Source organism: Streptomyces sp. NPDC087440 (genome assembly GCF_044744005.1).
Taxonomy (GTDB): Bacteria; Actinomycetota; Actinomycetes; order Streptomycetales; family Streptomycetaceae; genus Streptomyces.
On the sequence record NZ_JBIUXN010000029.1, the window covers coordinates 22,890 to 48,089 of the forward strand.

At 71.8% G+C, this 25,200-nt stretch carries 17 protein-coding genes; 10 read left to right on the forward strand and 7 right to left on the reverse strand.

Annotation, left to right across the window (positions count from 1 at the left end):
• The first annotated feature begins 76 nt into the window (after positions 1–76).
• From ACIO3O_RS38170 to ACIO3O_RS38180, 3 genes are all read left to right on the forward strand, one after another.
• On the forward strand, positions 77–691 hold the full coding sequence (locus ACIO3O_RS38170; protein WP_401754013.1) for a YitT family protein: 615 nt from the start codon (positions 77–79) through the stop codon (positions 689–691).
• A gap of 64 nt (positions 692–755) precedes the next feature.
• Positions 756–1,316, forward strand: coding sequence for an NADPH-dependent FMN reductase (locus ACIO3O_RS38175; RefSeq protein WP_401754016.1), 561 nt, complete (start codon positions 756–758; stop codon positions 1,314–1,316).
• Between the two features lie 4 nt (positions 1,317–1,320).
• Positions 1,321–1,725, forward strand: a complete 405-nt coding sequence (locus ACIO3O_RS38180) for a PPOX class F420-dependent oxidoreductase (RefSeq protein ID WP_401754019.1) — start codon at positions 1,321–1,323, stop codon at positions 1,723–1,725.
• A 563-nt stretch (positions 1,726–2,288) separates the two neighbouring features.
• On the opposite strand, the gene ACIO3O_RS38185 is transcribed toward ACIO3O_RS38180, so the two are convergent.
• Both ACIO3O_RS38185 and ACIO3O_RS38190 read right to left on the reverse strand, forming a co-directional pair.
• Positions 2,289–2,660, reverse strand: a complete 372-nt coding sequence (locus tag ACIO3O_RS38185) for a DUF3618 domain-containing protein (protein ID WP_401754021.1) — start codon at positions 2,658–2,660, stop codon at positions 2,289–2,291.
• Positions 2,657–3,070: a phage holin family protein gene (locus ACIO3O_RS38190; protein ID WP_401754024.1), complete on the reverse strand. Its 414-nt coding sequence runs from the start codon at positions 3,068–3,070 to the stop codon at positions 2,657–2,659. The genes ACIO3O_RS38185 and ACIO3O_RS38190 overlap by 4 nt, the downstream gene beginning before the upstream one ends.
• A gap of 631 nt (positions 3,071–3,701) precedes the next feature.
• Here ACIO3O_RS38190 and ACIO3O_RS38195 point away from each other — a divergent pair.
• Positions 3,702–5,717, forward strand: a complete 2,016-nt coding sequence (locus ACIO3O_RS38195) for a M4 family metallopeptidase (protein ID WP_401754026.1) — start codon at positions 3,702–3,704, stop codon at positions 5,715–5,717.
• A 107-nt stretch (positions 5,718–5,824) separates the two neighbouring features.
• Positions 5,825–7,402: a sensor histidine kinase gene (locus ACIO3O_RS38200; RefSeq protein WP_401754029.1), complete on the forward strand. Its 1,578-nt coding sequence runs from the start codon at positions 5,825–5,827 to the stop codon at positions 7,400–7,402.
• Here ACIO3O_RS38200 and glgP read toward each other — a convergent pair whose 3' ends face one another.
• Positions 7,403–10,033: an alpha-glucan family phosphorylase gene (gene glgP / locus ACIO3O_RS38205; RefSeq protein WP_401754032.1), complete on the reverse strand. Its 2,631-nt coding sequence runs from the start codon at positions 10,031–10,033 to the stop codon at positions 7,403–7,405.
• 528 nt (positions 10,034–10,561) lie between these two features.
• Here glgP and ACIO3O_RS38210 point away from each other — a divergent pair.
• The 5 genes from ACIO3O_RS38210 (at position 10,562) to glgB (ending at position 20,380) form a co-directional block, all read left to right on the forward strand.
• On the forward strand, positions 10,562–11,782 hold the full coding sequence (locus ACIO3O_RS38210) for a S8 family peptidase (protein WP_401754035.1): 1,221 nt from the start codon (positions 10,562–10,564) through the stop codon (positions 11,780–11,782).
• 376 nt (positions 11,783–12,158) lie between these two features.
• Positions 12,159–14,195 carry an alpha-1,4-glucan--maltose-1-phosphate maltosyltransferase gene (locus ACIO3O_RS38215; RefSeq protein ID WP_401754038.1) on the forward strand — a complete coding sequence of 679 codons (2,037 nt, stop codon included), beginning with the start codon at positions 12,159–12,161 and terminating at the stop codon, positions 14,193–14,195.
• Entirely contained in the window at positions 14,192–15,922 is a 1,731-nt protein-coding gene (treS, locus tag ACIO3O_RS38220) for a maltose alpha-D-glucosyltransferase (protein WP_401754041.1), read from the forward strand. The genes ACIO3O_RS38215 and treS overlap by 4 nt, the downstream gene beginning before the upstream one ends.
• A 402-nt stretch (positions 15,923–16,324) precedes the next feature.
• Positions 16,325–17,704 (forward strand): maltokinase, encoded by a 1,380-nt coding sequence (locus ACIO3O_RS38225; protein ID WP_401754044.1) that lies wholly within the window; start codon positions 16,325–16,327, stop codon positions 17,702–17,704.
• 48 nt (positions 17,705–17,752) lie between these two features.
• Positions 17,753–20,380 carry a 1,4-alpha-glucan branching enzyme gene (glgB, locus tag ACIO3O_RS38230; RefSeq protein WP_401754047.1) on the forward strand — a complete coding sequence of 876 codons (2,628 nt, stop codon included), beginning with the start codon at positions 17,753–17,755 and terminating at the stop codon, positions 20,378–20,380.
• 37 nt (positions 20,381–20,417) lie between these two features.
• Here glgB and ACIO3O_RS38235 read toward each other — a convergent pair whose 3' ends face one another.
• From ACIO3O_RS38235 to ACIO3O_RS38250, 4 genes are all read right to left on the reverse strand, one after another.
• Entirely contained in the window at positions 20,418–21,368 is a 951-nt protein-coding gene (locus ACIO3O_RS38235) for a hypothetical protein (protein ID WP_401754050.1), read from the reverse strand.
• Complete coding sequence (locus tag ACIO3O_RS38240) at positions 21,349–23,646, reverse strand: HelD family protein (RefSeq protein WP_401754193.1); 2,298 nt, start codon at positions 23,644–23,646, stop codon at positions 21,349–21,351. The genes ACIO3O_RS38235 and ACIO3O_RS38240 overlap by 20 nt, the downstream gene beginning before the upstream one ends.
• Before the next feature lie 176 nt (positions 23,647–23,822).
• The gene (locus tag ACIO3O_RS38245) at positions 23,823–24,176 is read right to left on the reverse strand and encodes an STAS domain-containing protein (protein WP_401754053.1); all 354 of its coding nucleotides are present in this window, start codon (positions 24,174–24,176) and stop codon (positions 23,823–23,825) included.
• 225 nt (positions 24,177–24,401) lie between these two features.
• Entirely contained in the window at positions 24,402–25,124 is a 723-nt protein-coding gene (locus ACIO3O_RS38250; RefSeq protein WP_401754056.1) for an ANTAR domain-containing protein, read from the reverse strand.
• Between the last annotated feature and the right edge of the window lie 76 nt (positions 25,125–25,200).

Below are 25,200 nucleotides of genomic sequence, written 5' to 3' on the forward strand. Positions count from 1 at the left end.
GAGAAATGATTGACACGTCACCGATCTCGCGCCTACGTTATCGATGACACGTCAACCAATCAGGGAGCGGGGTGCGGTGACCGACACCGAGCAAGAGCAACCGCACCCCGCCTCACGCGGCCGCAGGGCGACCCAACTCGCCCTCGGACTAGTCCTCTTCGGGATCAGCATGGCGCTGATGGTCGTCGCGAGCCTGGGCGTCGCGTCCTGGGACGTCCTGCACCAGGGCCTGTCCCGCAGCACGGGTATCTCGTTCGGGCTCGTCGTGAACGGGATCGGCGTGCTGGTGCTGCTGGCGTGGATACCGCTGAGGGTGCGGCCGGGCGTGGGCACCGTATGCAACATCCTGGTCGTGGGCCTGGTGGCGGACGCGGCACTGAGCGTGCTGCCGGACTCCTTCGAGTCCCTGACCGTACGAACGGTGCTGCTGCTGACCGGAATTGCGCTCAACGCGGTGGCGACCGGGCTGTACGTGGGGGCGGGCCTCGGCCCGGGCCCCCGCGACGGCCTGATGACGGGCCTGGCCCGCCGGGGCGTGTCGATCCGGGTGGCCCGCACGGGCATCGAGATCACGGTGCTGGTGGCGGGCTGGCTGCTCGGCGGGACGGTGGGGGTGGGGACGGTGCTGTTCGCGGTGGCGATAGGCCCGCTGACCCAACCGGCGCTGAAGCGCTTCACGCTGCCCGCCTGATCCCTCCCTCCCTCTCCTTCTTTCTTTCCTTACCTTCTCCGCACTCACAAAGGACTCCTTTCTCATGTCTTCTCGTCTGTACGTCCTGTCCGCCAGCACCCGGCCCACCTCGTCCGGACGTCCGCTGGCCCGCTGGATCGCGGAACTGGCTGCCGCGCGGCCGGAGTTCGAGGTGACGACGGTCGACCTCGGCGAGGTCGCGCTGCCGCTCCTGGACGAACCGGAGTACCCGTCGACGGGCCGTTACGCGCATCCGCACACGCGGGCCTGGAGCGAGACGATCTCCCCCGCCGACGCCTTCGTCTTCGTCATGCCGATGTACAACGGCGGCTTCACCGCACCCCTGAAGAACGCCATCGACTCCCTCTACGCGGAATGGCAGGACAAGCCGGTCGGCCTGATCAGCTACAGCGCGGGGCCCTCCGGGGGTGCGCCGGCGATCGAGATGCTCCGCCCGGTCCTGGAGCGGGTGGGCCTGCGCCCGGCCGCGCCGACCCTGTCCGTACCGGGCATCGAGGGTCTGGTGGAGGGCGGTGCCTTCCGTGCCGCGCCGGAGTTCGAGACGGGGGCGGGGGCGGTGCTCGACGGGGTGGCGGAGCTGGTCCGGGTGCGGGCGGGGGTCTGAGGCCGTGGGTGACCAACTCTCCCTTGCCCTGCGGGAGTACCTCGACACGTCCCCCGCGTTCGCCGTCGTGGCGACGCTGCTGCCGAGCGGGGTGCCGCATCTGACGAAGGTGTGGGTGACGCGGGACGGGGAGGACCTGATCTTCGCGACGGCACTGGACCGGTTGCAGGGGAGGAACGCGGAGCGCGATCCGCGGGTGACGCTGCTGATCGAGGCGCCGGGGAATCCGTATGCGTACGCGGAGGTGCGGGGCAGGGCGCGGCTGGAGCCGGATCCGGGGCGGGTGGTGGCGGATGCGCTGTGCCGGGCGCATACGGGGAAGTCGCTGGCGGAGTTCAATCCGGGGTCGGCGGAGTCGGAGTTTGTGGTGGTGCGGGTGGGGGTGGGGAGGGTGACGGGCCGCTTCTGACCCTGCGGGGCGGGGGCTGTGTCGATGTGCGGCTCCGCGGCGCGGGTGCGACTGCCCGTACCGGGCTGCTCGGGCGTGCCCCTTCCGGGGCGCGGGGCCGTGTCCTGCTCCGCCGCGCGGGCGCGACCTGCCCATACCGGGCTCCTCATCCGCGCCCCTTCAGGGGCGCGGGGAACTGCGCGACCAGCCACCCACTCACCCGCACGGAACCGTGCAATTGCCCCGCGGGTTTAGGTGAAGGGGCGGGGCTGGGGACCTCCTCGCCCCGGCGGGGCAGAGCTGCGCATGCCCGGCACCGGGAGGCGGGCCGGGGCCCCTTTGGACGCGCGTCCAGCACCAGGCTGGGCCGGAAGGAACCGGGGCCCGCCGGAAGCGGGAGGGGCCGCCCCCTTGCCCGCCCGTCCCGCCCCCGGGGGGCGGCCCCGCCGCCCAAGGGGGCTAGGGAGAGGAGGCAGGGCGGCCCCGCAGCCCAAGGAGGCTGGGGAGGGTCGGGACCCGCAGAGCCCCGCAGCACGGCCGCAGGCGCAAGCCCCCTCACCCCGCACAGCCAGCCGCCAGGCGACTCAGCGGCGCCTCCGGCGCAGGAGGAGGGCCACCGTCACCAGGCCCGCCCCCACCGCCGCCAGCGCGATCCGGTAGTCGCGCACCGGCGCGGGAGCCTTGGCCTGCCAGACCTCCTCCGCATGGGAGGCCGTGACCTTGACCTGCTCCGCCAACTCGGCGGCCTTCGCCGCGCCCTGCCCCTTCAGCTCGGCAGCCTTCGCCGCCCCCTGCTCCCGCAGCTCATGCGCCTTGTCCTGCGCGCGGGACTTCACGTCCGCCTTGTCGGCCAGGGCCTGCACCGTGTCGCCCAGTTCGTGGCGGGTCTGTTCGATCTGTGCGCGGAGTTCCTCGGGGGTCTCCGCGGTGGGCTCGTCGTGGGGTGGCTGCGTCATCGCTTGGCACTCTCCTTGATCTCGGCCACATCGGCCTTCACGCTGTCGATGGCCTGCTCCGGTGTCGGGGAGCCCGCCCGGCCGACCTCCTTCTTCCCCCGCATCGCCAGCACCGCGGCGATCACGCCGAGCACGGCGGTGACGATCAGGGCCGCGGCCCAGACCGGCAGGGGCACGGCGAGGCCCGCGATCGCGGTGGCGAACAGGGCCTGGAGGGTCAGGAAGCCGACCAGTCCGGCGCCCCCGAAGAGGCCTCCGCCCTTGCCGTACCGCCTGCCCTTGGCCTTCATCTCCGCCTGCGCCAGCCGCATCTCGGCCCGCACCAGTTCGGTCAGCTGCTGCGAGGCACGCTGCACCAGTTCACCGACCGGGGCCTCTCCCCCGGTACCCGTACGGGGTTGTTCGTCCATCACACGTCACTCCTTAGCGAGGGCCCCAGCGAGGGCGGCTCGCTCCGGGTACCCGCTATGCGCCTGAGCCAACGGGGGCGCACCACTGCGGACTCCGGCGGGAGCACCCCTGCGCACAACCCTCACAACACCCCGGGTATGGTCGTGACGCACGTTCAACTTCACACCCCTGCAACATATTTGGCCTCACTGGGCACAAGTTTTCGGCCATGCGGGGGATTAGCGACCGCCGCGTGGAGGCACCCCTTCCGCGAGCCGGATTCCGCACCGCGCCTCCGCACCGTTTGCGATGGCAGCGCACCGGGCGCGCGAAGCCCTTCCGTACACACGCGTCCTCACGCGTTCCTTACGCACAGGCAAACGATCCGGATACCGAACATGACCTTGCGGGCAACGGACCGCTTCCGGCCAAGTTGTTGACGCGGTCCTGACACGGACCCGATCCGGCTGCCACTCTTCCGACGTTCCACGCAGCACCGGTGGACCACGCAGCCCCGCTGCACCACACGGCGCTGCCGCACCACGCACCACACTTCGAGCTCCACGCGCACCACTGCTCTGCCTGCTCTGCACGCACTGCCCGGCCGGCCTCACCCAGCCGTCCGGTACCCCCCTCGCAGAAGGAGTCCGCGTGAGATCCACGCACCGCAAGCGCGCCACGGCCACTGGCGCACTGCTCGCCGCCGCAGCCCTCCTCGTCGGCATGCAGACGGGTTCCGCCAGCGCCGACAACGCGCAGGCCGCCCCCGCCGCCGCCAAGCCCAACCCCGGGGCCCAGCTCGCCAAGCTCACCCCGGCGCAGCGCGCTGCCCTGATCGCCAAGGCCAACGAGACCAAGGCGGCCACCGCCAAGGAGCTCGGCCTCGGCGCCAAGGAGGCGCTCGTCGTCCGCGACGTGCTCCAGGACCTGGACGGCACGACGCACACCCGCTACGAGCGCACCTACGACGGGCTCCCCGTCCTCGGCGGCGACCTGGTCGTCAAGAAGGACAAGGCGGCCGCCACCCAGGGCGTCTCCCGCTCCACCACGGCGAAGCTCCAGGGCATCGCCGCGACCCCGAAGATCGCCGCCGCGTCCGCCGAGAAGCAGGCACTCGGCCTCGCGAAGGCGGAGGGCTCCGACAAGACGAAGGCGTCGATCGCCCCGCGCCAGGTGGTGTGGATGGGCTCCGGCGCGCCGGTCCTCGCGTTCGAGACCGTCGTCGGCGGCTTCCAGCACGACGGCACCCCCAACGAGCTGCACGTCGTCACCGACGCCGCCACGGGTGCGAAGCTGCACGAGTGGCAGGCCGTCGAGAACGGCGTCGGCAACACCCAGTACAGCGGCCAGGTCACCGTCGGTTCCGTGCAGTCGGGCTCGACGTACAACCTGACCGACGCCGGGCGCGGCAACCACAAGACGTACGACCTCAACGGTGGTTCGTCGGGCACCGGCACCCTCTTCTCGGGTCCGGACGACACGTGGGGCAACGGCCTGCCGTCGAACCGCGAGACCGCGGGCGCGGACGCCGCGTACGGCGCGCAGCTCACGTGGGACTACTACAAGAACGTGCACGGCCGCACCGGCATCCGCGGTGACGGCGTCGGCGCGTACTCCCGCGTCCACTACGGCAACGCGTACGTCAACGCCTTCTGGCAGGACTCCTGCTTCTGCATGACGTACGGCGACGGCCAGGGCAACAACAAGCCGCTGACCTCGATCGACGTGGCCGCGCACGAGATGACGCACGGCGTCACCTCCGTGACCGCCAAGCTGGTCTACTCCGGCGAGTCCGGCGGCCTGAACGAGGCGACCTCCGACATCTTCGCGGCGGCCGTCGAGTTCAACGCCAACAACGCCCAGGACAAGGGCGACTACCTGGTCGGCGAGAAGATCGACATCAACGGCAACGGCACGCCGCTGCGCTACATGGACAAGCCGTCCAAGGACGGGGCGTCGAAGGACGCCTGGTACTCGGGCATCGGCAACATCGACGTCCACTACTCGTCGGGTCCGGCGAACCACTTCTTCTACCTGCTGTCCGAGGGCAGCGGCGCGAAGGTCGTCAACGGGACCTCGTACGACTCGCCGACCTCCGACGGTCTGCCGGTCGTCGGCATCGGCCGCGACAAGGCCGAGAAGATCTGGTTCCGCGCGCTGACCACCAAGTTCACCGCGAACACCAACTACGCCAACGCCCGCGTCGGCACGGTGGCCGCGGCGACCGAGCTCTACGGAGCCGACAGCCCCGAGGTCAAGGGCGTCGAGAACGCCTGGGCCGGCATCAACGTCGGTCCCCGTCCGGGCGGCGGCACCCCGGGCGGCAAGGTCTTCGAGAACACCGCCGACGTGTCCGTCCCGGACAACGGCGCCGCGGTGACCTCCCCGATCACTGTCACCGGTGTCACCGGCAACGCCCCGGCGGCCCTCAAGGTCGACGTGAACATCGTCCACACCTACATCGGTGACCTCGTGGTCGACCTGGTCGCCCCCGACGGCTCGGTGTACAACCTGCACAACCGTGCGGGCGGCAGTGCGGACAACATCGTGAAGTCCTACACGGTGAACGCCTCCTCCGAGGTCGCCAACGGCACCTGGAAGCTCCGCGTCCAGGACAAGGCGGGCGCGGACGTCGGCTACATCAACAGCTGGAAGCTCACCTTCTGACCGGCTGACGTCCGGCAGACGAACGAGCTCTGAGTGGTGCCCGGGACCGTCGGCGGTCCCGGGCACCACTTGCGTCTCCCCCGGCGGCCCCGCATACGTTTCCCCGTATGCGTGTCACAGCCGCCCTGCGCCGGGCCACCCGCCGCGACCTGCTCCTCGACCTCGCCCTGTGGGCCGGTCTCGGCTTCTTCGCCACGATGAAGTCGGACCCGAACGACGGCGACTCCTGGCCCGGACTGGCCGCGGGCCTGGTCGCGCTCGCCGTCGCCGTCCTGGTGTGCCGCGTCGCGCCGCTGGTCTCGCTGACGGTGGCGGTGGTGTGCAGCGCCTTCGACAGTCCGGAGCTGTTCACCCAGGCGTACACCGTCGCGATGTGCGGGTTCGCCTTCCTCGCGGGCCGCCGCGACGCCCGGGCGCGGCCCGCGGTGCTGCTCTTCGCCGGGTACGCGGTGGCGGGGCTCGCGCTGAGCCTGACGTACGACGACAAGCTGTGGATCTGGTTCGCCCAGCTGACCTCACTGCTGCTCCAGGTGGTGGTGCCGTGGCTGATCGGCCGGTACGTTCGCCGCTACGCCCAACTGGTGGCCAACGGCTGGGAGTTGGCCGACCGGATGGAACGCGAGCAGCGGGCGGTCGCCGACCGGGAGCGGCTGCGCGAGCGCTCCCGCATCGCCGGGGACATGCACGACTCGCTCGGCCACGACCTCTCCCTCATCGCGGTACGGGCCGCCGCCCTGGAGGTCAACCGCAGCCTCCCGCCCGCCGAGCAGCGCGCCGCCGGTGAACTGCGCCTGGCCGCCGCCGACGCCACCGCCCGGCTGCGCGACATCGTGGGCGTCCTGCGCGAGGACGGCGAGGGCGCGCCGACGACACCGGCCGACGAGACCCCCGCCGAACTGGCCGAGCGGGCGCGGGCGTCCGGGATCACGGTGGAACTCGCTGAGGAGGGGCCGGAGTTGGAGGTCCCCGACATGGTCGCGCGGGCCGTCCACCGGGTCGCCCAGGAGGCCCTGACGAACGCCACCAAGCACGCGCCGGGTGCTCCGGTACGGATGCGGATCGTACGGGATCCCCGGGCGCGGGCCCTGTCGGTGACCGTCACTCACCCCGCCCCGCCCGGCGGCGCCCCCTCCCCCGGCCTCGCGTCCGGCGGCACCGGTCTGGTCGGCCTGGACGAACGCGTGCGCCTCGCGGGCGGCACCCTCACCCACGGCCCCACCCCCGACAGCGGCTTCACGGTCGCCGCCCGGCTGCCGCTGGCCGGGACCCCGGTGCCGCGCCCGCCGCAAGCACCTGTCGCGGCGCGGGAGTTGAACCGGGCGCGGCTCAAGGTGCGGCGGGGGCTCGTGCAGGCGATCGTGGCTCCGGCGGCGGTGGTCTGCGTCATCGGGACGCTGATGCTGGCGTACCAGGAGTACGGGGCGTCGCGGTCGGTCCTCACCCGGGACCAGTTCGACGGCGTCCACCTCGGCGAGCGGCGGGCGGCCCTGGCGGAACGCCTCCCGGACCACCCGCTGGACGGCCCGCCCGCAGGCATCGGCCCCGAGCCCGCCGGGACCGACGCCTGCACGTACTTCCGCACGGACCGGTTCGAGATGACTCCCGTCTACCGGCTGTGCTTCACGAACGCCGTCCTGACGTCGAAGGCACTGGTCGACGACGTGCCTAACGAGGAGCGGCGCTAGCTACCGCATGAGCACCCCGGCCCCCTCCCCCGTCGCCTCCGTCGGCAGTGCCACCAGCCCCAGGTCCGCCCCGCTCGCCAGCAGCCGGTGGGCGGGCAGGACCCGGACCGTGTAGCCGTACGGGCCCGTCCGGTCGAGGGCGAGCGGGCCCTCGTAGGTCCACCGGCCCTCCAGGTCCGGCCCGGAGGCGGGCTTCAGCGGGAAGGTCTGTGCGCCGGTGATCCGGTCCTCGGAGTCGACCCGGCCCGCGACCGCCTGCACCTCGACGTCCTCGGGCCCGAGATCGCCGAGCCCGGTGCGTACCCGCAGGGAGAGGGTGGAGCCCAGCTCGGCCGTGCCGTTGACGGCGGTGGCGGCGACCGCCTCCACATGGTCGACGGCGACCGACGGCCAGGCCGCCCGCACCCGCGACTTCCACGCCGCCAACTCCCGTGCGGCGGTGGGGTCGAGGGCCCGGTGGGCGAGCGCGGCCGGTGCGTACAGCCGCTCCACGTACTCCCGCACCATCCGCCCGGCGAGCACCTTCGGGCCGAGGGTGACGAGGGTCTGGCGGACCATCTGGATCCAGCGGTCGGGGAGCTGGCCGCGCCCCTTCTCGTAGAAGCGGGGGGCGACGCGCTGCTCGATCAGCTCGTACAGGGCGTTGGCTTCCAGGTCGTCGCGGCGGTCCTCGTCGGCGGCCGCGCCGTCGGCGGTGGGGATCGCCCAGCCGAAGTCCGGCTCGAACCACTCGTCCCACCAGCCGTCCAGGACGGAGAGGTTGAGACAGCCGTTGAGGGCGGCCTTCATACCGCTGGTCCCGCAGGCCTCCAGGGGGCGCAGCGGGTTGTTGAGCCAGACGTCGCAGCCCGGGTAGAGCTTCTGCGCCATGCGCATGCCGTAGTCGGGGAGGAAGACGATGCGGTGCCGCACCCGGGGGTCGTCGGCGAACCGCACCAGCTCCTGGACCAGGCGTTTGCCGCCGTCGTCGGCGGGGTGCGCCTTGCCCGCGACGACGATCTGGATGGGGCGCTCGGGGTGCAGGAGCAGTTCCATCAGCCGGTCGCGGTCGCGCAGCATGAGGGTGAGGCGCTTGTACGAGGGGACGCGGCGGGCGAATCCGATGGTGAGGACGTCGGGGTCCAGCACCCCGTCGATCCAGCCCAGTTCGGCGTCGACGGCGCCGCGCTGGAGCCAGGAGGCGCGCAGCCGGTTGCGTACCTCGTGGACCAGGTTCTCGCGCAGGGTGCGGCGCAGGTCCCAGATTTCGGCGTCACCGATCTCCGCGACGGCGTCCCAGCGCGGGGAGCCGCCGACGGACAGGGCGTCCTCGGTGCGGCCCGCGCCGATCTGCTGGGCGCCGAGGCGGACGACTTCGGGGGCGACCCAGGTGGGGGCGTGCACGCCGTTGGTGACGGAGGTGATCGGGACCTCGTCGGGGTCGAAGCCCGGCCAGAGCCCGGCGAACATGCCCCGGCTGACCGAGCCGTGCAGGGTGGAGACGCCGTTGGCGCGCTGGGCCAGGCGCAGGCCCATCACGGCCATGTTGAAGAGATTGGGTTCGCCGCCGGGGTAGGTCTCCATGCCGAGGTGGAGGATGCGTTCGACGTCGACGCCGGGGAGTTCGCCGTCGTGGCCGAAGTGGCGGGCGACGAGTTCGCGGTCGAAGCGGTCGATTCCGGCGGGGACGGGGGTGTGGGTGGTGAAGAGGGTGCCCGCGCGGACGGATTCCAGGGCGGAGTCGAAGTCCAGCCCCTGGTTGCCGAGTTCACGGATGCGTTCCAGGCCGAGGAAGCCCGCGTGGCCCTCGTTGGTGTGGAAGACCTCGGGGGTGGGGTGGGCGGTCAGGCGACAGTACGAGCGGACCGCGCGGACTCCGCCGATGCCGAGCAGCATCTCCTGGAGCAGGCGGTGTTCGCTGCCGCCGCCGTAGAGGCGGTCGGTGACGTCGCGCTCGCCGGGGCCGTTCTCCTCGACGTCGGAGTCGAGCATGAGGAGGGGGACGCGGCCGACGTGGGCCTGCCAGATGTTGGCGTGCAGGGAGCGGCCGCCGGGGAGGGCGAGGGAGATCCGGCAGGGGGTGCCGTCGGCCTCGCGGAGGAGGGCGACGGGGAGCTCGTTGGGGTCGAGGACCGGGTAGTGCTCCTGCTGCCAGCCGTCGCGGGAGAGCGACTGGCGGAAGTAACCGTGCCGGTAGAGGAGGCCGACGCCGATGAGCGGTACGCCGAGGTCGCTGGCCGCCTTGAGGTGGTCGCCGGCGAGGATGCCGAGGCCGCCGGAGTACTGCGGGAGGGCGGCGGTGACGCCGAACTCCGGGGAGAAGTAGGCGATGGCGGCGGGGAGTTCGGCCCCTTCCTGGCTTTGGTACCAGCGGCGGCCGTTCAGGTAGTCGGAGAGGTCGTCGGCGACGGCCTGGAGTCGACGCAGGAAGCGGCGGTCCTGGGCGAGGGCGGCGAGGCGCTCGGCGGAGACGGTCCCCAGCAGCCGTACCGGGTCCTCGCCACAGGCGTGCCAGCCGTCCGGGTCGATGGACTGGAACAGCTCCCGGGTCTCGGTATGCCAGGACCAGCGGAGATTGCGGGCGAGATCGCTGAGGGGGCGGAGGGAATCGGGGAGGACGGGACGCACGGTGAACCGACGGATTGCCTTCACGGGACCACCTTCGCAGGGGGTGCGGTTTCCGGGCGGGCGCGCCACGATGCGCGTCCGCCTTTCCCTTCGACGGTAAGCCCCGTGGGGTGGTGGGCTCCACGGGGCACTCGGGGCGGGCAGGAGTGTTTGGGTGCGGGCCGGTTCGTGGTTGCTGTTCCTGCCGGGGGCGCTGCCCCCGGACCCCCGGGTTTCGCCCCAGCCCCGCCCCTTCACCTAAACCCGCGGGGCTGATGGGTGGGTCCGTGCGGGTGGGTGGGGGGTTGCTCGCGCAGTTCCCCGCGCCCCTGACGGGGCGCTGATGCAGGTCGTCGCGCCCGCGCGGCGGAGCCGCACATCGGCACAGCCCCGCGCCCCTGAAGGGGCGCCTCCTGGAGCGGCGACAGCAGGCACCCATACGCATGCGAGGTATGGCCGATTCCGCCTGCTCCGGGACCCTTGTACCGGTTCACACCGCACGAGAGGCTGACAAGTGCGCTCGGGGTGGATGCCGTCTCCGGAGCGCCCGGTTGAGGAGGGGGAGCCTCGCACATGACTCGTATTCGTCAGTACCGCATGCGGCTGGCCGGAGCCTGTACCGCCGTCACCCTGGCGGCGGGACTTTCGGCCATCACGCTGCCCGCCCAGGCCGCCGCCCCTGCGGCGGAGGGGCGCATACTCGGGGCCGGGGCCGCCGGTTCCGTGGGGAACAGCTACATCGTCACGCTCACGTCGGGGGCGGGGGGCGTCGCGGCCCCGTCCGACGCCGGGCGGGAGATCGCCGCGAAGTACGGGGCGAAAATCCGCCATACGTACAGTCGTGCACTCAATGGGTATGCGGTGAGGGCGAGTTCGGCGCAGGCGAAGCGGCTTGCGGCCGATCCGAAGGTGGCGTCGGTCGCCCAGGACACCACTGTCTCGCTCCAGCACACCCAGAAGAATCCGCCGTCCTGGGGGCTGGACCGGATCGACCAGGACAACCTTCCGCTCGACAGGTCGTACACCTGGCCCGAGAGTGCCGGTGCGGGCGTCCATGTGTACGTCATCGACTCCGGGCTGCGCACCACCCACCAGGACTTCGGCGGCCGGGCCTCCAGCGGGTGGGACTTCGTGGAGAACGACCCCGTCGCCCAGGACGCCAACGGCCACGGCACGCACGTCGCCGGGACCGCCGTCGGTGAGACGTACGGCGTGGCGAAGAAGGCGGAAGTGGTGGGCGTACGGGTGCTGGACGGGGAGGGGGGCGGGACCACCGCGTCGGTGATCGCCGGTATCGACTGGGTGGCCAAGAACGCCAAGAAGCCCGCCGTGGCCAACATGAGCCTGGGCGGCGTGGCCAACCTCCAGCTCGACGCGGCCGTCCGCAACGCGATCAGGTCCGGGGTGACCTTTGTCCTCGCGGCGGGGAACGACAGCCTGCCCGCGGGTCTGTTCTCCCCGGGACGGGTCGCCGAGGGCATCACGGTGGGAGCCACCGACGCCGGGGACCGGCGGGCCGAGTTCTCCAACTGGGGGCCGAGGGTGGACCTGTTCGCCCCCGGCGTCGACATCGTCTCCGCCCTGAGCGGCAGCGACACCGCCACGGGTGTCTCCTCCGGTACGTCGATGGCCGCCCCGCACGCCACGGGCGCGGCGGCGCTCTACCTCGCCGACCACCCGGGGGCCTCCCCCGCCGAGGTCGGCAGGGCGCTCACGGACCGCGCCGTGAAGGGGAAGGTGAAGGACCCGGGGCCGGGCACCCCGAACCGGCTCCTCCAGGTGAACAACCCGTAGGCGAGCGTCAACAACTGGCCATATGTGACTGAAGGTTGGGCAAACGGGTCCCGTCGCGAACGGCGGGGCCCCTTTGCTTTTCGCCACGTCACACCCACCGTGCGCCATTACGCGCCAGTAGTTAACAAACGGCCGGATTGACGCCCACCCGTGTAAGGGAAGCCTCCCCCGGTACCCGATGAAGAGAACACCAGAACGCCTCGCTCCGGGACCCCCGGATCGCCTCGCACCCCCGCCAGCCGAGTGAACGCTGACAGGAGCGGTCATGCCCGCAGCCCGCAAGACGAGCACCCCGAGCAAGGAACGGCTACAAAGAGCGCGCCCCCGCACGCATCGAGAGCATCCGCTCCGAGACCCGTCCTCCCCAGGTGAGCCCATGATCGGTCGTATCCCCGTCCTCGACGTCTCCCCCGCGGTCGACCGCGGCCGCAGGCCCGCGAAGGCGGTGTCCGGAGAAACGTTCCAGGTCTCCGCCACCGTCTTCCGCGAAGGCCATGACGCCGTGGCAGCCAATGTGGTCCTGCTCGATCCGAGCGGCCGGCCGGGACCCTGGACGCCGATGCGCGAACTCGCCCCCGGCACCGACCGGTGGGGCGCGGACGTGACCCCGGGCTCCGAGGGCCTGTGGTCGTACGTCGTCGAGGCGTGGGGGGACCCGGTGGCGACCTGGCGGCACCACGCCGGGATCAAGATCCCGGCCGGGCAGGACACCGAACTCGTCCTGGCCGAGGGCGCCGAGCTGTACGAGCGGGCCGCCGGGGGCGTGCCCAAGCAGGACGGGCGCGAGGCGGTCCTGAGCGCCGTGGACGCGCTGCGCGACACCCGGCGGCCCGCCGCCGCCCGGCTCGCCGCCGCCCTCACCCCGGACGTCGACACCGCTCTCTCCCGCTTCCCCTTGCGTGAGCCCCTTTCCGCTTCCGATCCGCTGCCGTTGCTGGTGGAACGGCCCCGCGCGCTCTTCGGTTCCTGGTACGAGCTCTTTCCGCGCTCCGAGGGCGCCCGTGCACCCGAAGGTGGCGTTCCGGCGGTCAGCGGCACCTTCCGCACCGCCGCCGAGCGGCTGCCCGCCGTCGCCGCGATGGGCTTCGACGTCGTCTACCTCCCGCCGGTCCATCCCATCGGCACCACCTACCGCAAGGGCCCCAACAACACGCTCTCCGCCACCGAGAAGGACGTCGGTGTCCCCTGGGCGATCGGGTCGGCCGAGGGCGGGCACGACGCGATCCATCCGGACCTCGGCACCTTCGCGGACTTCGACCACTTCGTCGCCACCGCCCGCGACCTGCGCCTGGAGGTGGCCCTGGACTTCGCCCTCCAGTGTTCGCCGGACCACCCGTGGGTCACCGAGCATCCGGAGTGGTTCCACCACCGCCTCGACGGGACGATCGCGTACGCGGAGAATCCGCCGAAGAAGTACCAGGACATCTATCCGATCGCCTTCGACGCGGACATGGACGGGCTGGTCGCGGAGACCCTGCGCATTCTGCGGCTGTGGATGGCGCACGGGGTGCGGATCTTCCGCGTCGACAACCCGCACACCAAGCCGGTCGTCTTCTGGGAGCGGGTGCTCGGCGAGATCCGGGAGTCCGACCCCGACGTGATCTTCCTGGCCGAGGCGTTCACCCGCCCCGCGATGATGCGCACCCTGGGCGCGGTCGGCTTCCAGCAGTCGTACACCTACTTCACCTGGCGCAACACCAAGCAGGAACTCACCGAGTACGCGTTGGAGTTGGCGCACGAGACGGCCTCGTACATGCGGCCCAACTTCTTTGTGAACACCCCCGACATCCTGCACGCCTACCTCCAGCACGGCGGCCGCCCCGCCTTCGAGGTGCGGGCCGTCCTCGCGGCGACCATGTCCCCGTCCTGGGGTGTCTACGCGGGCTACGAGCTCTGCGAGAACACCCCGATCCGGGACGGCAGCGAGGAGTACCTGAACTCCGAGAAGTACCAACTGCGCCCGAGGGACTGGGAGTCCGCGGAGCGCGAAGGGCGGTCGATCGCCCCCCTGATCACCACCCTGAACCGGCTGCGCCGCCGCCACCGCGCGCTCCAGCAGCTGCGGGACATCACCTTCCACCCCACGAACAACGACGCGGTGATCGCGTACTCGAAGCGCGGCAGTTCCCCGCACAGCAGCACCGTCACGGACACACCCGAGGGTGATGGAGGCTCGAACACCGTTCTGGTGGTCGTGAACCTCGACCCTCACCACACCCAGGAGGCCACGGTCTCGTTGGACATGCCGGCACTCGGCCTCGATTGGCCCAGCGTCGTCCCGGTGCGCGACGAGCTCACCGGCGAGACCTACCACTGGGGCAGGGACGCATACGTGCGCCTCGAGCCGGGCGTCCTGCCCGCGCACATCGTGACCCTGCGACCGTCCCCGCTGACCGGAGGGTCACCCACATGATCTTCAACGAGCCCGTCCACGACACCTTCGAGGACACCCCCGCCAAGGACCGCGACCCCGAGTGGTTCAAGCGGGCCGTCTTCTACGAAGTCCTCGTCCGCTCCTTCCAGGACAGCAACGGCGACGGCGTAGGAGACCTCAAGGGCATCACCGCCAAACTGGACTACCTCCAGTGGCTGGGCGTCGACTGCCTCTGGCTGCCGCCGTTCTTCATGTCGCCACTGCGCGACGGCGGCTACGACGTCTCCAACTACACCGCCGTGCTCCCCGAGTTCGGCGACCTCGCCGACTTCGTGGAATTCGTGGACGCCACGCACCAGCGCGGCATGCGCGTGATCATCGACTTCGTCATGAACCACACGAGCGACCAGCACGAGTGGTTCCAGCAGTCCAGGAGCGATCCGGAGGGACCGTACGGCGACTACTACGTCTGGGCCGACGACGACAAGCAGTACCAGGACGCCCGGATCATCTTCGTCGACACCGAGACCTCCAACTGGACCTTCGACCCGGTGCGCAAGCAGTACTACTGGCACCGGTTCTTCTCCCACCAGCCGGACCTCAACTACGAGAACCCGGCCGTGCAGGAGGAGATCATCTCCGCGCTGCGGTTCTGGCTGGACCTGGGCATCGACGGCTTCCGCCTCGACGCGGTCCCGTACCTCTACCAGGAGGAGGGCACCAACTGCGAGAACCTCCCGCGCACCCACGACTTCCTGAAGCGGGTGCGGGAGGAGATCGACGCGTCCTACCCGGACACGGTGCTCCTCGCGGAGGCCAACCAGTGGCCGGAGGACGTCGTCGACTACTTCGGCGACTTCGAGAAGGGCGGGGACGAGTGCCACATGGCGTTCCACTTCCCCGTCATGCCGCGCATCTTCATGGCCGTGCGCCGCGAGTCCCGCTACCCGGTCTCGGAGATCCTCGCCAAGACCCCGGCGATCCCCTCCAGCGCCCAGTGGGGCATCTTCCTGCGCAACCACGACGAGCTGACCCTCGAAATGGTCACGGACGAAGAGCGCGACTACATGTACGCGGAGTACGCCAAGGACCCGCGGATGCGCGCCAACATCGGCATCCGCCGCCGCCTGGCCCCCCTCCTGGACAACGACCGCAACCAGATCGAGCTGTTCACCGCGCTGCTGCTGTCGCTGCCCGGCTCGCCGATCCTCTATTACGGTGACGAGATCGGCATGGGCGACAACATCTGGCTCGGCGACCGCGACGCGGTCCGCACGCCGATGCAGTGGACGCCCGACCGGAACGCGGGATTCTCCTCCTGCGACCCCGGACGGCTCTCCCTCCCGACGATCATGGACCCGGTCTACGGTTACCAGGTGACCAACGTCGAGGCCTCCATGACCTCGCCGTCGTCGCTCCTGCACTGGACCCGGCGCATGATCGAGATCCGCAAGCAGAATCCTGCCTTCGGACTGGGGTCCTACACGGAGCTGCCCTCCTCCAACCCCGCCGTTCTCGCCTTCCTCCGCGAGTACAAGGACGACCTCGTCCTGTGCGTGCACAACTTCTCGCGGTTCGCCCAGCCCACCGAGCTGGACCTCCAGGTGTTCAACGGCCGCCACCCGGTCGAGCTGATCGGCGGGGTGCGCTTCCCTGCCATCGGCGAGCTGCCGTACCTGCTGACCCTGGCGGGACACGGCTTCTACTGGTTCCGGCTGCGGAAGGACACGCCCTCGCTGGTCCGCCCGCCGAAGCCGCCGCGCTGAGGCCCGCGGGCCGGGGCGGGGAGCCGGATCACGGTTTTCCCCGCCCCGCCCGGGGCACTCTGACTCTCATACGCGTATGCGATTCACGGTTCATCCACCGGCCCGATCGGCGAATGGATCAGCCGCGGTTCGCCCATTGGATCTTCCTCTCCCGACACGTCCCGTACAGCCGGACAGCTTTGCCGCAATCCGGGACACTCTGCGCATTCTGAGGTGTGCCCGGGGAAAGGACGCGATGCCATGTCGGAGGCTGCTCCCGCCTCGTCAGCAACACCCGGTACGCCCGGTTCTGCTTCTGCTTCGCACGGTTCTTCTGCTCCACACGGCACTTCCGCCACGCACGGCACCACTGATACCTACGGCACCACCGCACCGCTCTCCGCACCACTCGTCGCACCGCCCGTGGCGCACGCCTCGGCCGCCCTGCTCGCCTCGCTGAGCCCGCTGCTGCACGACTGGCTGCCCCGCCAGCGCTGGTTCGCCGGCAAGGGCCGCCCCGTCGTGGGCTTCACCCTGGTCTCGGCGACCGAACTGCTGCCGCTGACCGGCTCCCCCGGGCTGCTCCACCTGCTCGTGAGGGCCCAGCAGCCGACCGTTCCCGCGCAGGGGACCGTGTCGCCGCCGCCCGCCGACTGCTACCAACTGCTCCTCGGGGTGCGCAGGTCACTGCCGCCCGCGCTGGCCTCCGCCCTCGTCGGCCATGTCGCCGAGGGGCCGCTCGCCGGGCACACGGTGTACGAGGGCCTGTCCGACCCGAAGCTGGCCGGGCTGCTCCTGGAGCGCCTGCGGCTGCCGGGGACGATCGGCTCGCTGCGGTTCGACAAGGCCCCCAAGGCGGAGCTGGGGGCCGGGCTGACTCCCCGCGCGCTCGGCGCCGAGCAGTCCAACTCCTCGCTCGTGTACGGCGATTCGCTCATCCTGAAGGTGTTCCGGCGGGTCCACGCCGGGGCCAACCCCGACCTGGAGCTGCCGCTCGCGCTCGCCGGGGAGGGCAGTGCGCGGGTGCCCGCGCCGGTCGCCTGGTTCGAGGGGGCGAACCCCGAGGACCCCTTCGAGCCGTTCACCCTCGGCCTGCTCCAGCCCTTCCTGGCCGACGCCGAGGACGGCTGGCAGCTCGCCCTGAAGTCACTCGCCGTGGGCCGGGACTTCACCGGCGAGGCGCACGCCCTGGGCCGGGCCACCGCCGAGGTCCATCTCGCCCTCGCCGCCTCGCTGCCCACGCTCACCCTGGGCCGCCCGCAGGCCGAGCTGCTCACCGCGCAGATGGCGGAGCGGCTGGAGGCGACGGTGCAGGCGGTTCCCGCGCTGCTTCCGTACGCCGCCGGGCTGCGCGAAGCCTTCGACGCCGTACGGGAGTTGGGTGCGGCGGGGCCCGTCGTCACCGCCCAGCGGGTGCACGGGGACCTGCACCTCGGGCAGGTGCTGCGCTCCGGGGACGGCGCGTGGACGGTGATCGACTTCGAGGGCGAGCCCGCGAAGCCCCTCACCGAGCGCCGACGCCCGCAGCCGGTGGTCCGCGACGTCGCCGGAATGCTCCGCTCCTTCGACTACGCGGCCCGCTCCCACCAACCCTGGTCCCCCGACTGGGCCGCCCGCTGCCGCACCGCCTACCTGGACGGCTACACCGCCGCCTCCGGCATCGACCCGCGCGACCAGGCCGTACTGCTGCGGGCGTACGAGACGGACAAGGCCGTGTACGAGGTCCTGTACGAGGCCCGGCACCGGCCGGACTGGCTGCCGGTGCCGATGGCGGCCGTCCGCCGACTCGCCCACCCCTCCTGAACTCCCGCACCCCTTCGCCCCGTTGACCCCTTCGAGGAGGACACTCCCGTGACCCCCCGTCCCACCCCCGCTTCCGGCGGGGACACCCCCCGGCCGCCCCGCCGCACCTCGTCCCCGACCGAGGCCCCGGCCCCGCCCGCGCGCCTGCCCGCGCCCGGGTCGGAACCCGTGCCGGACCCGGTGACGGAATCGCTCGCGGAGACCACCGCACCGCCCGCCCCCCGCAAGCGCCCGGCCAGCGGCACGGCGAAGAAGGCGAAGCCCGCAACGACGGCCAAGGCCGCCGGGCCCGAGAAGGCCGCGAAGGCCGAGAAGTCCGCCAAGGCCGCGAAGGTCCCGAAGACCCCGAAGGCCGCCGGGAAGGCCCCCGCCAAGAAGGCCGCGAAGCCGGTGACCCCGCAGCCCGAGGCACCCGTACTGCCGGACCCGTCCGGCACCGCGGCGCCCGCCCCCGTACTTCCCGAGACCGCACCCCCGGGGGCCGTCCGGCCTGCCCTCCCCCTCTCCCAGGACGACCGCAGCCGTCTGCTGTCCGGTGCGCACCACGCCCCGCACGAGCTGCTCGGCGCGCACCCCGTTCCGGGCGGGGTCGCCTTCCGGGCGCTGCGTCCGTACGCGCGGGCGGTCGCCGTCGTCGCGCCCGGGCTGCGCGTCCCGCTGCTGGACGAGGGCGACGGGCTGTTCTCCGGGGTGCTGCCGGTGCCGGAGGTTCCCGCGTACCGGCTCCTGGTGACGTACGACGACAACGAGATCGAGGTGGAGGACCCGTACCGTTTCCTGCCCGCGCTCGGCGACCTCGACCTGCACCTGATCGGCGAGGGCCGCCACGAGGAGCTGTGGACGGCGCTCGGCGCGCAGCCGATGACCCACCAGGACGTCACCGGCACCCGCTTCACCGTCTGGGCGCCCAACGCGCGCGGTGTGCGCGTGGTCGGTGACTTCAACTACTGGGACGGCACCGGGTATCCGATGCGTTCGCTCGGCGGGACGGGGGTGTGGGAGCTGTTCCTGCCCGCCGTCGGCGAGGGCGCGGTGTACAAGTTCCAGATCACCCGGCCCGACGGCTCGCACACGATGCGCGCGGACCCGATGGCCCGGCACGCGGAGGTGCCCCCGGCGAACGCGTCGATCGTGACCGCCTCGCGGCACGTCTGGCAGGACTCCGCCTGGATGGCCACCCGGGCCGCCCGCCCGGTGCACGAGGCCCCGCTGTCGGTGTACGAGGTGCACCTGCCGTCCTGGCGGCCCGGGCTGACGTACCGGCAGCTGGCGGAACAACTCCCGACGTACGTCTCCGACTTGGGATTCACGCATGTCGAGCTGATGCCGGTGGCGGAGCATCCCTTCGGCGGGTCCTGGGGCTACCAGGTCACCGGTTTCTACGCGCCGACCTCCCGGATGGGCACGCCGGACGACTTCCGCTTCCTGGTGGACGCCCTGCACCGGGCCGGGATCGGCGTGATCATGGACTGGGTGCCCGCGCACTTCCCGCGCGACGACTGGGCGCTCGCCGAGTTCGACGGGCGTCCGCTGTACGAGCACGAGGACCCGCTGAAGTCCGCGCACCCCGACTGGGGGACGCTCGAATTCGACTTCGGCCGCACCGAGGTGCGCAACTTCCTGGTCGCGAACGCCACGTACTGGTGCGAGGAGTTCCACATCGACGGCCTACGGGTCGACGCGGTGGCCTCGATGCTCTACCTGGACTACTCGCGCGAAGAGGGCCAGTGGGTGCCCAACCAGCACGGGGGCCGCGAGAACCTCGACGCGGTCGCCTTCCTGCAGGAGATGAACGCGACCGTCTACCGCCGCAACCCCGGCGTGGTCACCATCGCCGAGGAGTCCACCGCCTGGGACGGCGTCACCCGCGCCACCCACCACATCGGCCCCGGCGGCTTCGGCGGTCTCGGCTTCGGGCTGAAGTGGAACATGGGCTGGATGCACGACTCGCTGGGCTACGCGTCCAAGGAGCCGGTGCACCGCAAGTACCACCACCACGAGATGACCTTCTCGATGGTCTACGCGTACAGCGAGAACTACGTCCTGCCCATCTCCCACGACGAGGTCGTGCACGGCAAGCGCTCGCTGGTGAGCAAGATGCCCGGCGACTGGTGGCAGCAGCGCGCCACCCACCGCGCCTACCTGGGCTTCATGTGGGCCCATCCCGGCAAGCAACTCCTCTTCATGGGCCAGGAGTTCGCGCAGGGCGCGGAGTGGTCGGAGGCGCACGGCCCGGACTGGTGGCTGCTCGATCCGTCGTACGGTGCGGAGGGCGACCACCGGGGCGTGCGCGACCTGGTGCGCGACCTGAACACCGTCTACAACGCCACCCCGGCCCTGTGGGAGCGGGACACCGTGCCCGAGGGCTTCGCCTGGGTGGCGGGCGACGCCGCCGAGGACAACGTCTTCGCGTTCCTGCGCCACGACGCCGCCGGGAACCCGCTCCTCGCGGTCTCCCACTTCTCCCCCGTCGTACGGCACGCGTACGCGATCGGCGTCCCCGACGACGTACCGGCGTGGACGGAGGTCCTGAACACGGACGCGACCGGGTACGGCGGCAGCGGCGTCCACAACGCGGAGCCGCTGAAGCCGGAGTCGCACCCGAGCCACGGCCGCCCGGCCAGCATCGGCCTGACGCTGCCACCGCTGGCGACCGTGTGGTTCAGGCCGGCGTGACCTGCCGGCCCGCGGCTTCCGCGACGGGAGCGGTCGTTCAGCGGCCGAGGGCGCGGCGCAGGGTGTGCCCGTAGTACACGCGCAGACGGCGGAGTTCCCAGAGGGCGAGCAGGGTGACGGTGGCGGGGCCACCGTAGAGCAGCACCGTCACCACGCCCTCGGGAGCGTCCGCGTACGTGTCGGTGAACAGGTCGATCAGCATGTTCGACCAGACCAGCACCACGGACACCAGCGGCGGCAGGGTGTCGTGGACGTCGGCGGTACGGAAGACGTTGGTGACGGAGTTCGCGAGCGCCGTGAACGCGAAGATCATGCACCAGAGGGTGATCAGGAGCAGCGGCAGGTGGTGTGTCCCGACGTTCGACTGGAGCTGGAGGCACAGCACCAGCAGCAGTGCACCGCCCACCAGTCCGCCCAGCGCGGCGGCCGGACCCCGGGTGCGGCTGAGGTAGCGGCGCCGCAGGTGGGGGCGGGCGCAGCGGATGAAGACGCCCGTCACCAGGGGGACCAGGACGATCAGCAGGCCGCAGTTCTGGAGGAAGACGATCCAGGGCTGGAGGACCCGCTCGGTCACGGACGTCAGGTTGTACGCCAGAGCGATTCCGGCGACCACGACGAACCCGGCGAAGGACCGCATCCGCTGCACGGAGCGGGTGGTGGGGTCCACGACCCGGCCGCGCCGGGACGGCCGGCACAAGCGGTGCGCCGCCACCGGCGGCAGCAGCCACTTCAGCCACCAGCCGAAGCCCGCACCCGTGTGGGGGCGCAGGACGGCGGGGGCGTCCGGGGCTCCGGCACCGGTCCGGTTCGGCGACGGGATCGTGGGGTGCGGGTAGGGGGGTTGGTACGGCTGCTGCGGGTACGGGGGCCGGGGGGAGCTCGGCGGTGCCGCATAGGGGTTGTGGCCGCCGTTCCCGTTGTTTCCGTACATGTCGTGCTCGCCCCCGCTGTGCCCGATGCCGCTGTTCTCAATGCTGCTGTGTGCCAAGCTCCTTGAGGTTCTTGACGCCGCTGACAATACAAAGGGTGCGGGTGGGGCGGGTGAAGGCGACGTACACGTCGTTGACGCCGCGCGGTCCGGACGTGCGGATGCGCTCCGGTGCGACGACGACCACCGTGTCGAATTCGAGGCCCTTCGCCTGCCGGGGGTCGAGCAGGACGACCGGGCGGGTCAGGTCGAGGGGCTCGTCCGCGGGCTGTCCGTGCTCGGCGAACAGGCCGTGCAGGGCCGCCGGAGCGATGACGGCGAGCCGCCGGTCGTCGGCGCGTTCGCGGGCGACGGACTCGGCCACGGCTTCGGCCAGTGCCCGGTGGTCCCCGATGTCGACGCTCACCAGGGTGGGTTCGTGGCCCGTGGACCGTACGGAGCCGGGCGGCTGGAAGCCCGGGATCGCGCCGCGCATGACGGAGCCGGCCAGCTCCATGATCTCGGCCGGGGTGCGGTAGTTGACGCCCAGGCGGGTGTGCTCGTAGCGGTCGCCGACGTACGGGTCGAGGATCTGCTTCCAGGAGTCGCAGCCCGCCGCGTCGCCGACCTGCGCCGGGTCGCCGACCAGGGTCATCGAGCGGGTGGGACAGCGGCGCATCAGCAGCCGCCAGGTCATCGCGGACAGCTCCTGCGCCTCGTCCACGATGATGTGGCCGAACGCCCAGGTGCGGTCGGCGGCGGCGCGGGCGGCGGCGCTGCGGTGGTCGGCCTCGTCGTGGCGCTCGGCGAAGCGCTCGGCGTCGATCAGGTCGTGGGCGCCGAGCACCTCCGACTCCTCGTCGTCCAGGTCCTCGAACTCGTAGGTCCGCGAGCCGTACGACACGTCGAGGACGCCCTTGGCGTACGCGACCCGCTCCTCGTAGGCGCGGGCGGCGGCGGCGCGGGCCGCGTGGTCGTCCTGGCCGAGGAGTTCGGCGGCCTCGTCGAGGAGGGCCACGTCGGCGGCGGTCCACGCGCCGCCGGGGGCGCGGCGGATCGTGTCGGCGTCGGCGTCCGGGAGGTGGGCGGGGTCCTGGAGGAAGTCGGTGATCAGCTGCTGCGGGGTGAGCTCCGGCCACAGGGCGTCGATCGCGGCGACGACGTCGGGGTTGCCCGCGACCTCCTTGCCGAGCTGCTCGACGTCGGCGGCGGTGAGCAGGTTGCCGTCGGGGATCTCCTCGCCGAGTTCCTCCGCGATGGCCTCGTAGGGTTCGCGGCCGATGCGGTCGGCGAGCTGCTCGGTGAGCGCGTCCAGGACGTACCGGCCGAAGTGCGCGCGGGCGAGGTTGTGCGGGAGCTTGGTGGCGCGGGCGTGGTGGCGGGCGTCCTCGGCGATGGCGCGCTCCAGGGAGAGCGTCCACTGCTCGTGGTCGATCTCGTCCACGTCGTCGGGCACGGTCTGCCGGTCCCGTACGACCTGGGCCAGGACGTCCGCCATGGCGGCACCGCCCTTGACGGCGGCGGCCGCGGGGGTGTCCGTGCCGGTGGCGGTGATGCCGGGGAACAGCTCGGCGGGGGTGGCGAGCAGGACGCCGGTCTCGCCGAGGGAGGGCAGCACGTCGCCGATGTAGGAGAGGAAGGCGGGGTTGGGGCCGACGATGAGGACGGCGCGCCGGGCGAGCTGCTCGCGGTGGGCGTAGAGGAGGTACGCGGCGCGGTGCAGGGCGACGGCGGTCTTGCCGGTGCCGGGGCCGCCCTCGACGACGAGGACGCCTCGGTGCGGGGCACGGATGATGCGGTCCTGCTCGGCCTGGATGGTCTGCACGATGTCGGCCATGCGGCCGGTGCGGGCCCCGTTGAGCGCGGCGAGGAGGACGGCGTCGCCGTTGGGGTCCTCGTGTCCGGTGCGCGTGGTGTCGCCGAGGTCGAGGATCTCGTCGTGCAGGCCGGTGACGGTGCGGCCCCGGGTGGTGAGGTGCCTGCGGCGGCGCAGGCCCATCGGGGTGTGGCCGGTGGCCAGGTAGAAGGGGCGGGCGACGGGGGCGCGCCAGTCGACCAGCAGCGGGGTGCGTTCGGCGTCGTCGCGGCGGATGCCCATGCGGCCGATGTGGTGGGTGGCGCCGGGCTCGCCGTCGGCCTCCGGCGTGAAGTCGAGGCGGCCGAAGCAGAGTCCGGAGTCGGCGGCGTTGAGGGCGGCGAGGGTGGCGGACCGCTCGACGACGGCGACGTCGCGCTCGACGCGGGCCTGGCGGCCGTTGCCGGTCGCGGCGAAGGAGCCGCGCACGGCGGTCTCGGCCTCGTCGCGGAGTGCGTCGAGGCGGGCGTAGAGCCCCTCCACGAACTGCTGCTCCTGCCGCAGTTCACGGGTTGACAATTCCTCGGTTGACAAGTCTTCCCCCACTGGGTTATCGTGTCCACATGGCGCTTCCCCATGCCCTCTTGCAAATGCAGGCATGGAAACGCCCAATATACGCAGAGAAATACCCCGGCTGTCAACGCGCCGGGGTATTTCTTTTGCCCCACGAGGGGGCCGCGTCAGCGGGGGCGGCCGTCCGGCGGGAGGGCCTCGATGATGCGCAGCGGCTCCTCCAGGTCCACGTACCGCAGAATCCTGAGCACCCGCCGCTCGGGGCAGTGCACCGCGAACTCGCCTCCCCAGCGGGCCACTTGACCGCGCACCCGCAGCAGCAGGGAGAGGCCGCCGCAGTCCATGAAGGTGACGCGGGTCAGGTCCACGACGACGTGGGAGGGGTGCCCGCGCAGCGCCCGGTCGACGAGGGGGCCGACGCGCAGCCCCGCGTAGAGATCCAGCTCCCCGGAGAGCCCGAGGACGAGCGCGCCGCCGGCACGGCGCACTTCCACGGGCTGTTCCACGACTGATTCGGGCATGTTCCACCCCAGGTGCCTTGAAGAACGATCGGTGGCGTCTTGTGGACTCACCGGGGTCTGGGATGGCCTCGACGCAACGTAAGCGCGAGACCCCCGAGCAGAATCGGTTACCCATCCAAATCTGACTCGTACGAGTGGAGATTCCGGAAACTCCTTGACCGATCCGGGGCGGGGTCGGGGGCCCGGCGGCCGGTGTCAGCCGCCGGGCCCTCACGGCTGCCGGTGTCAGCCGCGCGGCAGCCGGAGACGGCCCTCGATGACGTCCCGGGCCACCTCGCGCAGCGTGCGCTGGCGGGCCCGTGCGTAGGCCCGCATCGGCTGGAAGGCGGCGTCCGGGGTCACGCCCCACTGGGCCGCCAGCATTCCCTTGGCCTGCTCGATGGCGATCCGGCTGGTCAGCGCACCGCGCAGTTCCTCGGCCGAGCGGGCCAGATGGGACAGGCGCCGGCACTGGACCAGGGAGAGCACGGCGATGTCCGCCAGCCGCTGGCCCATCTCCAGCTCCTCGCGCCCGGGCAGGTCGTCGTGGCCGTAGACCTGCCAGGTGCCGATCCGCGCGTCCCGGTGGCGCAGCGGCAGGACGGCGGTGCGGTCGATGCCGTACTCCAGCGCGCGGGCGCAGAAGGCGGGCCAGCGGTCGGCGTGCGCCCGCAGGTCGAAGGCGAGCAGGGGTTCGCCCCTGCGGAAGCCCTCGACGCAGGGGCCCTCCTGCCGCTGGGCGGCGAGGAGTTCGAGGAGTTCGGCGTTCTTGTCCGACGCGGCGGCGACCCGCAGCGCGCCGTCCCCCTCGGCGAGCATGGTGCCCACCGCGGGGACGTCGAGCAGCGAGACGCCCTGGTGGCAGAACTCGCGGAGGAGCAGGGTGACTTCCGCTCCCGGCTCCGCATGGGGCCGCATCAGCTCGGCGAGTCGGACGGACGCGTCCAGCCAGCGGCGTTCCCGGTTCATGTCCTTCACCTCACGATGAGGCGCATGCGGGGTCGCGCCTCGGGGGGCGTGTACCCGGGACGCGGCGCGGCACCGC

What these genes read in the sequence shown, in the direction of transcription:
- ACIO3O_RS38175 (WP_401754016.1), top strand. Translation starts at nt 756, where the DNA reads ATGTCTTCTCGTCTGTACGTCCTGTCCGCCAGCACCCGGCCCACCTCG.
- ACIO3O_RS38185 (WP_401754021.1), bottom strand. Translation starts at nt 2,660, where the DNA reads ATGACGCAGCCACCCCACGACGAGCCCACCGCGGAGACCCCCGAGGAA.
- ACIO3O_RS38190 (WP_401754024.1), bottom strand. Translation starts at nt 3,070, where the DNA reads ATGGACGAACAACCCCGTACGGGTACCGGGGGAGAGGCCCCGGTCGGT.
- ACIO3O_RS38200 (WP_401754029.1), top strand. Translation starts at nt 5,825, where the DNA reads ATGCGTGTCACAGCCGCCCTGCGCCGGGCCACCCGCCGCGACCTGCTC.
- ACIO3O_RS38210 (WP_401754035.1), top strand. Translation starts at nt 10,562, where the DNA reads ATGACTCGTATTCGTCAGTACCGCATGCGGCTGGCCGGAGCCTGTACC.
- ACIO3O_RS38215 (WP_401754038.1), top strand. Translation starts at nt 12,159, where the DNA reads ATGATCGGTCGTATCCCCGTCCTCGACGTCTCCCCCGCGGTCGACCGC.
- treS (WP_401754041.1), top strand. Translation starts at nt 14,192, where the DNA reads ATGATCTTCAACGAGCCCGTCCACGACACCTTCGAGGACACCCCCGCC.
- ACIO3O_RS38245 (WP_401754053.1), bottom strand. Translation starts at nt 24,176, where the DNA reads ATGCCCGAATCAGTCGTGGAACAGCCCGTGGAAGTGCGCCGTGCCGGC.
- ACIO3O_RS38250 (WP_401754056.1), bottom strand. Translation starts at nt 25,124, where the DNA reads ATGAACCGGGAACGCCGCTGGCTGGACGCGTCCGTCCGACTCGCCGAG.